This window comes from Roseibium sp. MB-4 (genome assembly GCF_053005265.1).
Genome location: NZ_JBRKQB010000002.1, coordinates 577,685 through 590,985, shown reverse-complemented (window position 1 = coordinate 590,985; position 13,301 = coordinate 577,685). Strand labels below are relative to the sequence as shown.

At 55.7% G+C, this 13,301-nt stretch carries 14 protein-coding genes; 4 read left to right on the top strand and 10 right to left on the bottom strand.

All coding sequences use genetic code 11. The features are described 5' to 3' along the window. Positions 1-149: 149 nt before the first annotated feature. From ACVDG4_RS13825 to ACVDG4_RS13815, 3 genes are all read right to left on the bottom strand, one after another. Complete coding sequence (locus tag ACVDG4_RS13825; protein WP_447235482.1) at positions 150-1,166, bottom strand: ribonuclease T2 family protein; 1,017 nt, start codon at positions 1,164-1,166, stop codon at positions 150-152. A 94-nt stretch (positions 1,167-1,260) separates the two neighbouring features. Further along, positions 1,261-2,007, bottom strand: coding sequence for an aminoacyl-tRNA hydrolase (gene pth, locus ACVDG4_RS13820; protein ID WP_447235481.1), 747 nt, complete (start codon positions 2,005-2,007; stop codon positions 1,261-1,263). Positions 2,008-2,124: 117 nt separating this feature from the next. Further along, a complete protein-coding gene (locus ACVDG4_RS13815) occupies positions 2,125-2,748 on the bottom strand; it encodes a 50S ribosomal protein L25/general stress protein Ctc (RefSeq protein ID WP_133945991.1) in 624 nt (207 codons plus the stop codon). A gap of 365 nt (positions 2,749-3,113) precedes the next feature. Between ACVDG4_RS13815 and ACVDG4_RS13810 the strand changes: the two genes are divergently transcribed. Both ACVDG4_RS13810 and ACVDG4_RS13805 read left to right on the top strand, forming a co-directional pair. Continuing rightward, the gene (locus ACVDG4_RS13810) at positions 3,114-3,683 is read left to right on the top strand and encodes a PDC sensor domain-containing protein (RefSeq protein WP_306148822.1); all 570 of its coding nucleotides are present in this window, start codon (positions 3,114-3,116) and stop codon (positions 3,681-3,683) included. Positions 3,684-3,737: 54 nt separating this feature from the next. After that, positions 3,738-5,864, top strand: a complete 2,127-nt coding sequence (locus ACVDG4_RS13805) for a methyl-accepting chemotaxis protein (RefSeq protein ID WP_447235480.1) — start codon at positions 3,738-3,740, stop codon at positions 5,862-5,864. 21 nt (positions 5,865-5,885) lie between these two features. On the opposite strand, the gene ACVDG4_RS13800 is transcribed toward ACVDG4_RS13805, so the two are convergent. Together ACVDG4_RS13800 and ACVDG4_RS13795 are read right to left on the bottom strand one after the other, a co-directional pair. Further along, positions 5,886-6,572, bottom strand: coding sequence for an MOSC domain-containing protein (locus ACVDG4_RS13800; protein ID WP_447235479.1), 687 nt, complete (start codon positions 6,570-6,572; stop codon positions 5,886-5,888). A 9-nt stretch (positions 6,573-6,581) separates the two neighbouring features. Beyond that, positions 6,582-7,142, bottom strand: coding sequence for a MarR family transcriptional regulator (locus ACVDG4_RS13795; protein WP_447235478.1), 561 nt, complete (start codon positions 7,140-7,142; stop codon positions 6,582-6,584). An 87-nt stretch (positions 7,143-7,229) separates the two neighbouring features. Between ACVDG4_RS13795 and ACVDG4_RS13790 the strand changes: the two genes are divergently transcribed. Beyond that, complete coding sequence (locus ACVDG4_RS13790; RefSeq protein WP_447235477.1) at positions 7,230-7,988, top strand: hypothetical protein; 759 nt, start codon at positions 7,230-7,232, stop codon at positions 7,986-7,988. Positions 7,989-8,059: 71 nt separating this feature from the next. On the opposite strand, the gene ACVDG4_RS13785 is transcribed toward ACVDG4_RS13790, so the two are convergent. The 5 genes from ACVDG4_RS13785 to lgt all read right to left on the bottom strand — a co-directional run bounded on the left by ACVDG4_RS13785 (position 8,060) and on the right by lgt (position 12,773). Further along, positions 8,060-8,992, bottom strand: a complete 933-nt coding sequence (locus ACVDG4_RS13785) for a ribose-phosphate pyrophosphokinase (protein ID WP_133946006.1) — start codon at positions 8,990-8,992, stop codon at positions 8,060-8,062. A 243-nt stretch (positions 8,993-9,235) separates the two neighbouring features. After that, positions 9,236-9,757, bottom strand: coding sequence for a hypothetical protein (locus ACVDG4_RS13780; protein ID WP_447235476.1), 522 nt, complete (start codon positions 9,755-9,757; stop codon positions 9,236-9,238). 227 nt (positions 9,758-9,984) lie between these two features. Beyond that, on the bottom strand, positions 9,985-10,752 hold the full coding sequence (pgeF, locus tag ACVDG4_RS13775; RefSeq protein WP_447235475.1) for a peptidoglycan editing factor PgeF: 768 nt from the start codon (positions 10,750-10,752) through the stop codon (positions 9,985-9,987). A 42-nt stretch (positions 10,753-10,794) separates the two neighbouring features. Beyond that, positions 10,795-11,883, bottom strand: coding sequence for a class I SAM-dependent methyltransferase (locus tag ACVDG4_RS13770; protein WP_447235474.1), 1,089 nt, complete (start codon positions 11,881-11,883; stop codon positions 10,795-10,797). Next, the gene (gene lgt, locus ACVDG4_RS13765) at positions 11,880-12,773 is read right to left on the bottom strand and encodes a prolipoprotein diacylglyceryl transferase (protein ID WP_447235473.1); all 894 of its coding nucleotides are present in this window, start codon (positions 12,771-12,773) and stop codon (positions 11,880-11,882) included. Before lgt ends, ACVDG4_RS13770 begins: the two co-directional genes overlap by 4 nt. Positions 12,774-12,922: 149 nt before the next feature. Here lgt and ACVDG4_RS13760 point away from each other — a divergent pair, with 149 nt between their 5' ends. After that, positions 12,923-13,189: an accessory factor UbiK family protein gene (locus ACVDG4_RS13760; protein ID WP_209180903.1), complete on the top strand. Its 267-nt coding sequence runs from the start codon at positions 12,923-12,925 to the stop codon at positions 13,187-13,189. Positions 13,190-13,301: the final 112 nt, after the last annotated feature.

Below are 13,301 nucleotides of genomic sequence, written 5' to 3'. Positions count from 1 at the left end.
CGAGGGGACCGGCAAGGTCAAGGGTTTGGCGGTTCCAAGCTGGTTACGAACATCGTGGAAGTGCTGAAGTAGGGACCAGCTTGGAGTGCGTATTGTGGGTTTGTTCTCTCAGGTCCGCTTTTAACCCGCCGGATTGAAGCCTTGTTCGTTTATTGCAGACCGGTTGGATCGATCAGTCCGCCAGTGCAGCCCATCCCGATCTCATTTGCGGCGAGCATAAGTTCGCCCAGATCCGAAGTTGGGGTGATCTGGCCTTTCAGGCTAAGCCAAATCTCGTTGATCAAAGTTCGGCCGCCATCGTTGGTACACTTGATCAGGACCCGTGCGCCTGTGCCAACGCCGAAGGCATCATCAAAGGCGGCCCGAATTTGAGCGCCGGAAACCTCGCGGCCGACATTGTTGAAGAACACGTCGCCGACGGCTGAATCGTTTACAAGCCCTGTCAGATAGAGGGTGTCGTCGTAATACTCGTCCGCGCCGCCGTCACCGAAGTAGCAGGTGCCGTGTTTGATCCACTCATGATAATGCAGGAAGCTCGCAAAACCGGGCATGGCCGCGGCGAGTGCGTCGGCCGTTTCGGTGTCAATCTCAGGGGCGGGGAGGAGGTGCCAGTTGCCCGGTTTGTCAAGGTTTCGAACAGAGGCCGACACACCGCAATAGTCATTGCCCTTTGGTTGCGGCCAGAGCCCGTGAATAGACAGTTGACGGGTTGTGTGCGGCAGATTTCCGGAATTCAGATCCTGGCACTCCTGTTTGCCGGGGCGGATCTCACAAAAAGCAGGCTGCCAGCTGAGCGTCAGCAGATTGTCTGTGGATTCCTGTCCGCTTGTAACAGGCGTGAGGCCAGGGTCGACGACTGGATCGACAGTTACCGTGCCAGCGTCCACCACATGCACACCGCAAGATGTGCTGACCCAACGGAGCTGCGTCACCGGAGCATCATCAACCAGGATCTGGAAAAAATCGCCGCCTTGTTTGTTGATGCCCTTGATGTCGTAGGCAATCCGCGGAGACGTCAAGACGTTGCCGGGATTGGTCTGCCTGTTCTTGCTTTGGTACGCTTCGCAGGTTTGTTCGGCGATGAAATAGCCTTCAAGTTTTTTGAAGGCAGCAGCAGGCGTGAGTGTGAGCCCCAGAACAACGCTTGCAAGAACAACCTGGCGCATGATTTCCCCTTTTATCGAGCTTGGGGCCATTATCTTGATGCAGGTTACCACAATATGACGTGCAGTTCCGTGATCTAAAATTTCTAATTGTGTTTTATGTTTTGTCGCCACCGCCCAGAAGCTTTTTCAGCATGTCCGCCATCGGGCCTGACTTGGGCAAGTTCGCGGCGGGTTTATTCTGCCGGGCCTGGCGAATATGGCTCTGCTGTTTTGGCTTGGAGGGCTTGTCCGGCTTCTGGGAGGCCGTCTTGTTGCCGCGCTGAGCTTTTTCCGGTTCGAGCGCCAGAGTCATCTTGTTGGCAAACTGGCTGTCTTTTGCTTCTGCCAAAAGGCCAGCCTGATCAGCAATTTCTGCAAGCAGCGGGTCCAGCCAGTCTTGGTCCGCCTTGGAGAAGTCGCCCAGGACATAGTTGGAGACGAGTTTTTTGTCGCCCGGATGACCGATTCCAAGCCGCAAACGCCGGTACTCCTGACCAATATGCGCCGATATTGATCGCAGACCGTTGTGACCGCCATGACCACCGCCCTTCTTCATCCGGAATTTGGCAGGCGGGAGATCCAGTTCATCATAGATGACGACTATGTCTTCCGGCTCGATCTTGAAAAAGCGCATGGCTTCGCCGACAGCGCGGCCGGATTCGTTCATGTAGGTGGAGGGCTTGAGCAACAGCACCTTTTCGCTGCGCAGACGCCCCTCGGAGGCCTGACCCTGAAAACGGGCGCGCCAGGGTTGGAAACCGGAATTGCGGCGGTGGATCTCATCAAGCGCCATGAAACCAATGTTGTGGCGGTTATGGGCGTATTTTCCGCCGGGATTTCCAAGGCCGACAATCAGTTTCATGATCTGTCTCTGCGCGTTCTTTGAAATCAGGGTGCTGAAACGAAAAGGCAGCCGAAATCGGCTGCCCAAAGTGCAGAAGACGATGCCGTCTTCTGCAAATCTATCGAAGGGTCAAGCTTATTCGCTTGTCTCTTCTTCACCACCTTCGGCTTCTTCTTCGTCGTCCTGTACACCGCCGCCAGGAGCAGCAAGTGTTGCGACGGTGAAGTCACGGTCGGTAATGGTCGGCTGTGCGCCTTCCGGCAGGGTGGTTGCCGAGATGTGCAGCGTGTCGCCGATTTCGACTTTCGCAAGGTCGAAGACCAAGGTTTCCGGGATGGCATTTGCCGGAACGATCAGCTCGACAGTGTGACGAACCACGTTCAGCATGCCGCCTTTTTTCAAGCCCGGGCAGGTCTCTTCGTTGATGAAGGTCACCGGAATATCGACCGTCAGGGTCGTGTTGCCGGATACGCGCAGGAAATCAACGTGAAGAACATCGTCGCGCACTGGGTGCAGCTGGAAGTCCTTGGCGATGACCTGGTGCTTTTCACCGTCGATGTCGATGGTTCCGATGTTGATCAGGAAACCGCCCTTGTGCAGGGTGAGGGTGGTTTCTTTCACCGGAATGGTGATCGGCAGAGCCGGTTTCTTGTCGCCGTAGATCACGGCAGGTAGAAGGCCTTCGCGACGCAGTGCTCGTGCGGCCCCCTTGCCCACACGGTCCCGTGCCGACGCCTTCAGCTCATAGCTGGAAGCCATGGCAAACTCCTATAGGTATATGTAACGGACCGGCGAACAGGGTCACCGAGTGTTCGATCAGTTGTCCGGGATCGGTCCTACGAGCGCCTCCTCCAGGGGTGCAGACGCGAGCGCGGTATAGCTGAAACCCTTTGGAAAAGCAAGCGGCCCCGATAGGTGCGCAATTATCGTCAAATCTGCTAGTTCTCAAAAGTAAAAATTATCAACCATCGAGTGTTATTTGAGTTATATAGATTTTTGGTTTTGTAATGCAGCTCATTGGTTGAATTTATTAGTAATTCAATCAGTAAATATAAGCGACTATACATATGTGATTAAGGTCTGCCGCGTTGAATGTCGTTACGGAACTCAACGGAGAGCGATCCATGAAAACGTTTTTGAAGTCCGCGGTATTTGTACTCCTTGCAACCGGTGCCGCTAACGCGAATGAGTTTAGGGCTGAGCTGGAAGAGCTGGCGAACGGCCAAATTGCCGAAATCGCGTCCTCTTCCGAAGTGATTGCGGCCGTCAAGGCACAGAACACGCAAACTGCCGGTCATGATCAGGCCAAGATCGATGAGCTCGACAAAACCTGGCGCGCTGAAGCAGAAGCAGTTGATCAGCCGATGATCGATGCCGTGCTTGAAAACGATCTGTCCGGATATTTGGCCGATCTGCAAGATGGCAGCGATGGTCTCTTTACCGAAATCTTTGTGATGGATGCCAAAGGTCTCAACGTTGGTCAGAGCGATGTGACCTCTGACTATTGGCAAGGCGATGAAGCCAAATGGCAGGAGACCTACGGCGCGGGTTCGGGCTCTGTGCACATCAGTGATCTTGAAGAAGATGAGAGCACTCAGCTTCTGCAGAGCCAGGTCAGTGTACCGGTTGTTGATCCGGATAGTGGTGAGCCAATCGGTGCCGTCACGTTCGGCGTGAACGTCGAAAATCTTTAATGTTTCAACGGGCAAGGCGGGAGCCTTGCCCACGTTCTTTGCGGAGCAAAGCCTTTGAAAGTCTCTCAGAAACTTCCCGCCATCATGGTCGGGATTGCATTGTTCTGTTCAGCTGGTGTCGGTATTGCGAGCTACATGTCCGGAGCACAGTCTGTCCGGGACCTGGCTAAAGAAAAGCTCATGGGCCTCGCTGAAAGCCGCAAGGACGCCCTGACAGATTATCTGTCCTCTAAACAGGCTCTTGTGACAGATCACGCATCCGGTAAAGGCTTGCGGGCTGCCTATTCCGACTTTGATAAAAACTGGGCAAAGTACGGCGACAAGGCGCAGGCAACCCTTACCAAGGTGTATGTCACGGACAATCCGCATCCTGCGGATCAACGTGCAGATCTTGTGAAGGCTGGGCGCAAGCCCTACGACCGGGCGCATACCAAGCATCATCCTGCAATGCGGGCGTTCGCCGAATCCAACAGCTTCGACGAGATCCTATTGATCAATTTGGACGGCGATGTTGTCTACAGCGTTCAGAAAAAGGCTGATTTTGCTCAAAATCTGAAGTCAGCCGAATGGACCGGTACAGCGGCAGCCAAGGCTTATGAGGCGGCCTTGGCAGGTGCTCCGGACCAGGCGCATGTTTTCGATGTAGAGCATTATCCCGGACCCACAGACAAGCCTGTTGGTTTCTTGTCAGTACCGATTTCGGTCGGGTCAAAGGTCATCGGTGTCGCCATTTATGAGACCGCTGTCTCCCGCGTGAGCAACATGCTTGGCAAGTATGCAGGCCTTGGTGAGACAGGGAATGTGTTTTTGGTCAACGCTGACGGGATCATTCAAAACGACAGTGTTCGGACCCCCGATGTCGATGAAGTGACGAGCGATCTGCTTCAGGGCAGTCCTATTCTCAATGCACTGGGCGGCGCGCCGGAGTTCCAGGTTTTGGACGATCTGCAGGGACAGGAATCATTCGCGGCAGCCGTGCCGTTTGAATATCTCGGCAAAAACTATGCGCTTGTTGTCGTTCAGAGCGCGGCTGAAGTCCTCGCCCCGTTGGCGAAGCTGCGGAACTGGACGGTGGTCATCGCTGTGGTTTGCGCACTTGGTGCCGGGCTGCTCGGCCTTTGGGTGTCTGTTCAGTTGTCCCGCCGGATCAATGGGTTGGCGGGGGTCATGGGCGCTCTCGCCAAAGGCGATACAGCGGTCAATGTCCCCAAGCAGACCTCCGACGATGAGATCAAGGAAATTGCCGACACAGTCGCCGTTTTCCGGGAGAATGCGTTGGAGCGTGAACGGTTGGAGGCAGAGCAAAATGCCAACCAGCAAGCGCAACAAGAACAAGCTCATCGGGTCAGTTCCTTGATTGAAACTTTCCGCGATGAAGTCGAGCAAATGCTGGATACGGTCGTTCACAATAACAATCAGATGCAGGCGGCCGCCGAGGGCCTCAACGGCATAGCCGATGAAACATCCGGCGAGGCGACGAACGCGTCAGCGGCCTCTGAGCAGGCGTCTGCAAATGTCCAGACCGTGGCGTCCGCCTCTGAAGAGCTGTCCGCGTCCATTCAGGAGATTGGCCGGCAAGTTGACAGCACCACGGAGATTATCCGGGCTGCACTCGGATCTGCTCAGGAAACAAACGAGCGGATTGGCGGTCTGGCGCAGCTTGCCCAGAACATCGGCGATGTTGTGAACCTGATCTCTGATATTGCCGAGCAGACCAACTTGCTTGCTCTCAATGCAACGATTGAGGCTGCCCGTGCCGGAGAGGCGGGCCGCGGCTTCGCGGTTGTTGCGTCCGAAGTCAAGGAATTGGCGACACAGACGGCCAAGGCGACCGAGCAGATTGAGGCGCAGGTGTCTGAAGTCCAGGCGGCAACGAAGGAAGCCGTTTCGGCGATCGGAACGATCGCGGAAACCATGGCAACCGTCGACAATTACACCGGAAACATTGCTTCAGCAGTTCAGGAGCAGGGGCAGGCGACAACAGAGATTTCTGCGAATGTGCAGGAAGCTGCTCAAGGAACGCGGTCAGTCGCGGGATCGATGGTGGCAATCAGCGAAAAGTCGCAGATGACCAGCTCCTCCGCTGGCGATGTCTTGCGGGCGTCCAATGACGTGGCCGATAAAACCGAAGACCTTCGCGGGACGGTGGACCGGTTCCTCAAAGCCGTTGAAGCTGCTTAAGGGTTGCCGGAGCGATCCCGCCTAGCTTCCAGGAAGTCGGCGTGACGTATCTTCTACAAAATCAGGGTCGACCTTTTTTGCGAAGGCGGACCGCCATGGTTCGGCAAGTACGGCCAGGTTGGCAAGTGCGGACGCCGTGCTGCTTTCCAGTTTCGGGTTGAACCGGGCAAAGATCACGTCTTTCAGGTTCCAATCCGGACAGGGCCGGTCGATCAAGGTCAGACTGTCGCCTGCTTCTAAAATGCCGGTTTCCAGAACCCGGTAGTACCAGCCCGTTTTGCCAGTTTTCTGAAAATGCGCCGCAAGGGCAGGGTTCTGGGTGTGCATGTTAAGCTTCCAGCACGGCTGGCGGCCCTGGCAGATTTGGAGACGGGCTGAGCCGACGGCAAAAACATCGCCAATACAAAGGTCTGCTTCGGTGAAGCCGGACGATGATATGTTTTCCCCAAATGTCCCGGGTTCGTATGCGAACGGTGAAGTGCCAAAACGCTCCGCCCAATCGGCGTAGTGTTCTGAAGGATAGTGGTGCAGCGCTTTCTCAGGACCGCCATGGACCGCAAGATCCGCCTGCTGGTCTTCCACAATCCCGGTTTCTGTAAGCTGAACAGCTCCCTGAATCAGAGACTTACGGATTGCAGAGGGTGCTTTCCCGTCCCATCTGTCCTCAGGTTTTCCGGCATATACACCCAAGATCTGTGCGGTTGTCATCTTTAAGAGTCATCCTATGGTAGAGGTGTGCTCATGGCAAATCTGTTCAGCTTCCTGCTGCTTCAACGGAACGTCCAGAAGGTTGCAGTACCCGCCAGCATCCGTTGATTGATGGTGGCTACACTCTTTGCAAAGACCGAAGGATTTCGCACCGCGCTGTTCCAGAAGCTTCATAACCAACGCTGTCAGCCCGTCCTTTAGCGCTTCAGCGTTCGTAGCTTCAAGAGCCGAAATCGCGGCTGACATTGCAGATTGCGCGGCTAGCAACGCGTGCCCGTCATCTGTCACGTCATAACGAATGCTGCGCTTGTCTTCTTCAAGTTGCGACTCGGCAATCAGCTCCTTCCGGGCCAGCGCTTTCAAGGTTTGAGACGCTGTGCCTCTGGTGGTTGCCAGGTAGTCGGCTACGTGAGACGGCGCCCGCGAAAACCTGTTCGCCCGGGCGAGATAGGACAGTGCAGCGAATTGTGACGGGTTGAGCGGTCCATTCCATTCTTCGGCCGCGTTCAGCCTGCCGAGGCGGTCAATCAGATCAGAGATGGAACGGGTGTGTTCGCGATCGTTGTTCATATCTTTTTATAGCGAGTCGAAATTAAACTTGCAATAGTATCGACTCGCTATTATTGAAGGAGCATCTTTTTGTAAAGGAGAACACCCATGTTGAAGACACTAGCTGGAAGTCTTGTCCTTGCTGCCCTGCCGATTACCGCTCTGGCAGGCGGGTCACACAGCGATCATGCAATTCACCAAAAGGGCGCAGTGCTGTCGCCGGAAAACACCGAAATAGACCAGAACTACGATATTCTGGCAGCACACGTGCATCGGTCCGGACGCATTGTAACCTTCCACATGACGCTTATGGGAACCGCTGGTGCCACGACGCCTGAACCGGCCGGCCAACTCGCTGGCGCTCCGGTTGAAGCCTATGTTTGGCCGACCTCATTGAAGCCGGACGTTGTCGGCTTTGAAAGCGAAGATGGGATCCTGGCACTTGTTGCAACGTCTCACCCGGATTTTGATGACACGCCGCTCTTTGATGAAGATGGGGACGGGGATCTGACAAATGACGGCGCCAAATGGCACTCGCACTGGGTTGTTTTAACGCCCAACGAAGCCTGTGGGACAGGAGCTTTGTCAGTGAAGGATATCCCGAATGGGGCCTCGCCCAAAATGCCGGCGACCTGGCCGGGATTGCCGATTTACATCGACAGCCCGGGTTTCTCTCCGGTGCTCAAAAGTGAAGAGATCACCATCAATGTCAGTTTTGATGATCCGTCAGTGGCTGATGGGATGTCTTACGACGGGGTGACGTCGGCTCTGCGTGTCAATCAGAACATCCACGCTCCGCTGCTGTGCGTCGTCGACGTATTCGATGTGGCTTCTGGAGACCTCAGTCTGCCGGGCAAGCTCAACTGATCGGAGATGGTTTCACTCAAACAAAAAAAGCGCCGGCAAAACCGGCGCTTTCAAAAAGTCTATCAGACCAATCAGTTGAACAGACTGGAAACCGATTTTTCCAAGGCTGTCCGGTTGATTGCTTCGCCCATCAGGGGAGCAATCGAGATCGCGCGAATGTTCGGCGCAGCAGTGATGGCAGCCGTCGGCTCGATGGAGTTGGTGATCACCAGTTCCTTCAGCTTGGAGGAGGTTACGCGTGCAACAGCACCGCCGGACAAAACGCCGTGGGTGATATAGGCAGTAACTGACTTGGCGCCCTTGGCAAGCAGTGCATCCGCTGCATTGCAGAGTGTGCCGCCACTGTCGACGATGTCATCCACCAGAATGCAATCGTAGCCATTCACATCACCAATGATGTTCATGACTTCCGATTCTCCAGGCTTGTCGCGGCGTTTGTCGACGATGGACAGCGGAGCCTCAATGCGCTTTGCAAGCGCGCGGGCACGAACCACGCCACCGACATCCGGCGAGACGACCATGACATTGTCGGTCGCATAGCGCTCCTTGATGTCGCGGGTCATGACCGGTGCGGCGAACAGGTTGTCCGTCGGAATATCGAAGAAACCCTGGATTTGGCCGGCGTGCAGATCCAGCGTCAGCACGCGGTCAGCACCGGCTTCCGTAATCAAATTGGCAACAAGCTTGGCCGAGACAGGTGTCCGGCCAGAGGCGCGGCGGTCCTGGCGGGCATATCCGAAGTAAGGAATAACGGCTGTGATTCTGCGGGCAGATGACCGGCGCAGCGCATCGATAATGATGAGCAGTTCCATAAGGTGGTCATTGGCCGGGTAGCTGGTCGGCTGGACGACAAAGACGTCCTCACCGCGCACATTTTCCTGGATTTCGACGAAGATTTCCTGGTCGGCGAAGCGCCGGACCTGACATTTGGCCAATGGAACATCCAAGTATTGGGAGATTTCCTCGGCCAGGGCTCGGTTGGAATTGCCCGCGACGATCTTCATAAGCCGCAAGTCCTTCTGGTGCGGAGCCGGGTTTGTAGGGCCAAGAGGGGCCAAGCAAACACGCGGTTGGGGCGTTAGGTCGTTCAAGGTGCCGATTGCCCAAAGCCTTCTTGGGGGAAAACCTTCGGCAGGCGGCGGCGTTGTAACAACCAACCGGACAGACGACAACCGCGCTGAGGGTGTCAGATGCGGTTTTTTTAGTTTTTATGATGCTGGTTTTGATTTATCCGGTTAAAGTTGACCTTATCGGTTGAGCCAGGCGGAAATTTCAACCACAGAACGTTCTGCGATGCGGGTCAGAACCGTGGACGTTGCCCCAGTCCATGGATCGCCGGTAGAGCCTCCGGTTTCCTCAGCGCCCGAAATCCGTTTCAAGCGGCGCCCTGATCGGTCAACGATGTCGAAAACGTAAAATACCGTACCTTTGCCAGGTTGGCCCGTCGCTGCGAGATATCCGTTCACCCGGTAGGTCGCGTCAGCACCGACTCGCCGCACAAGCTTAAGGCCGCGCAGGGCAGACTGTTGACCAATTTCATTGGAAAGCTCATCGGCAATGTTGCCTGGGGCGCCGGTAAACGGCTCGAAGGCAAACGTCGTGCCCTGTTGTTCATCAATGGGTTGGATGAAGCTCGGCGCGACCGGCGTCGTGTTGATCGCAGCTGGCGGAGGATTTGCGCCCTGACAGGCAGCAAGGCCACCTACCAGAAGCAGCCCTCCGATAACTTTGAGGATCCGGAGAATCGGGAATTCGGTTCTATGGGGCATTTAGATGGCTAGCCTGAATTCTCTCACATGGCGTTTGGGCCAGATTCCGGCACTTGCCGAACCCCACCCCGATTTGGTTTCTGGTTTAGCCCGACTTGTCCGGTAGGTCGAGAGGCTTGGTGCAGAACAGGTGCAGCTAACCGCCAATCCGGCCTTATACGCGGCGAATTGCGAAGCAGGCCAACAATTCTGGTGCAAAAGCGGCCCGATGCTAACCTCATTTTTCGTTAAGCACGGATCATAATGGCACTGATTTGGCGCCCGTAGTCCGGTTCCTTGCGATGCGTTGTTCGTCGATAAGAAAAAAAGCGGTCCTCGTCCACATAGGTACAGACATCGATTGAAGTGACCTTTGCAAGGCCGAGGTTCTTTAGACTATCTGTAATGAACGCAGGTAGATCGAACATGTGATGTTCCGCGCGCGATGACGGTTTGAAATATGTCTCATTCGCTTGCGACGTATCTGCAAACCGTTCGAAGAACTCCTGTCCAACCTCATAGGAATTCTGTGAAATCGTCGGTCCGAGTACAGCGCGGATGTTGTGTTTGTTCGCGCCGAGCTTTTCCATGGCCTCAAGGGTGTTTTCCATGACGCCTGAGATCGCCCCCTTCCAGCCGGAATGGGCTGCACCAATAACTTTGGCCTCCGGATCGGCAAAGAGAATCGGTCCGCAGTCCGCGGTCGCTACCCCGAGAGCCACGTTCGGGGTTCTTGTTACCAGCGCATCAGCTTTGCGATCTGCGCCTTCTGCCCAAGGACCTTCGACCGTGATCACATCTGGAGAATGGATCTGGTAAGGCGAGACGAGGTACTCCGGCGCGATGCCGAATGTCTCGGCAACACGCTTCCGGTTTTCAAGAACCAGAGGCCGTTTGTCATCAGAGCCGAGACCAATGTTCAAGCTCTCGTAAAGACCATCGGATACACCCCCGTTGCGCGTGAAGAAGCCGTGCGTGATCCCACCGCAATTGAGCTCGTTCGCCTCGATTTTCATTCGGTCTCCATCGTGTGTCACCGCAAGGTCTGGTTGGCGCTTCTAACTCGCCGGCTCGAATGGGGCAAAGACTTGTCCCTCAGGTGCAATCGCGAGAACTTTAAAAAGGTCGCCCATCTGGTCTGGAGCGGCAAGCCGTTCGACTGCGTCCCGGATCGCATCCTGATCTGTTGGTGTTTTTCCGGCACCAAGGGCTCCAGCGCGTTCCAAAAGCCCTGACTGGAGCAAAAATGTGCCTTGAGTGAGGAGGGGGAGCGGTACCGCACCCGCTCTCCTTGCCGCAGTTGCAAGTGCCTCGAAGTTTACATGTGCGGTGATATCTGCCTCGCCAGGGTGGGCCAGAACATCATCATAAGCATGCCGGTAAAGGGCTTGCAGCGTATCGGCTGGTGCCGTTTGGGCGTAACCGTAGTCAATGAACAGCGCAAAGCCGCCATGTTCCGCAATACGCGTCGCAATTTCCTCGGCGACTGCATTGGCCGCAGGCTGCGTCTCCAAAATGCTCCCCTCCAGAGCTTTCATTGCCGCAGGGGGAATCGCGTCAGCTGGCAGCTGTGCAGGGCCCACGCCAAACTCCAGTTTCCCAGACGTCTCAAGTCCGACCATGCGTTCGTTCCAACCATTCGGTGTTTTGACGAACTGGTGGATCGGGAGCGCATCAAAAAACTCGTTTGCAATCACGATTACGGGGCCGTCCGGTACATCCTGAAACGTGTTTCGGAAATTGGGCTGAAGCTGTGTGTTCCGAAGTGTCTGCAATTGAACCTGCCGCAACCTCGGACTCATCTCAACGAGATTGAGTGTGGCTGTCTCCAGGAACTCTGGCCGATGAGATGCCACACGGAGAAAGTCGGCCATGAGCGTGCCGCGGCCCGGGCCAAGCTCCACCAGCTGGAAGTCGCTCGGAGCGCCCAGCGTTTCATAAGCTTTCAGGCAGACTGCACCGATGAGTTCGCCAAACATCTGGCTAACTTCCGGAGCCGTTACGAAGTCGCCTGTTCGTCCAAACGGCTCCTGGGTGGTATAATACCCATGCTCCGGATCACCGAGGCAGCGCGCCATGTAGGTGGCAACAGAAATAGCACCTTCGGTAGCGATCTGGCGGCGCAGCTTCTCTTTGAGTGCGGTCACTGATCAGCTGCCTGTGGAGTTCGTTTGGCGGACCAGACCATCAACGCGATCCCACCAAGGATCATCGGGAGTGACAAGAGCATTCCCATCGTCAGGAACCCGCTCAAATATCCGATGTGGGCATCGGGGACCCGATAGAGCTCGACGATGGATCGTCCCACGCCGTAGCCACAGGCGAAAGCGCCGGCTAGGAAGCCTGGCCGCTGCAGCAATTTGAAGCGATGGCTCAAAAGGCGGAGCACCAGGAACAGGATCAAGCCTTCCAGGGCGGCTTCGTAAAGCTGGCTCGGGTGGCGCGGTTCAGGTCCGGCGTTTGGAAAGACAACAGCCCATGGGACATCTGTCGGCCGTCCCCAAAGCTCACTGTTGATGAAATTCGCCATCCGGCCGAAGAATATGCCGATGGGCGCCGCGCAGCCGGCAAGATCGAACAGGGTCCACAATGAGAGCCCGCGTTTCCAGGCAAACAGCATCATGGCAATAACCGTTCCGGCAAAGCCGCCATGAAACGACATGCCACCTGACCAGATCGCCAGAACTTCCCCCGGGTTTGCGAGGTAATAAGCGGGATTGTAGAACAGGACATATCCAAGACGTCCGCCCAGGATAATGCCCAGTGTCCCCCAGAGCACAAAGTCATCCAGATCGACCGGGGTTGGACGGTTCCTTGGTCCCCAGAGAGTATCGTTGAGCGCAAGGGCTCTCATGTACCGCCATGCCAAAACAATGCCGACGATGTAGGCCAACGCATACCAGCGCAGGGCAAACGGACCTATTTCGACGATAACGGGATCAATCGCTGGAAACGGAATGGCGAGAAGCGGTGGCAAGCTGGGACCCTCGGTTTGGGAGTAAATGCCGATGTGGGCAACGCATGCGCGATCTCGCATCAGGCGTCAAGCCACCGCGCATCACGTCTTCGGGGTGCGAACTGATATATCGTTCGTATTGGCAGATGTTCACTGATCTAAGCGCTTGAAGTTCACCTTAAACCCTCATACCTGTCGGGTAGACATTTAATGCTTGAAAGGAGCAGGGCATGACCCAAGGCCCAAATCGCCTGCTGGATGATTTCGCAAAGCTGATGACCGATGCTGCCGGTGTTGCCCAAGGCGCGCGCCGCGAGGTCGAGACTGCATTTCGCGCCCAGGCGGAACGCTTTTTGTCCGACATGGATCTGGTGTCGCGTGAAGAGCATGAAGCTGTGAAAGAGATGGCCGTCCGCGCTCTTGATCGTCTTGATGAACTGGAAGAAAGACTCGCTGCACTCGAAGGAGCCGGTGAAAAGGCCTCCGGCAAGAGCTAAGCGTTCGCTTTATCAGCGTTCTCGGCCGATTTCTGTTAATCAATGATGTCAGTGATGTAACAGTCAAACTCGGCGGAATTGCAGTGTTTTTGGGCAGGGAGGCTAAACTTTC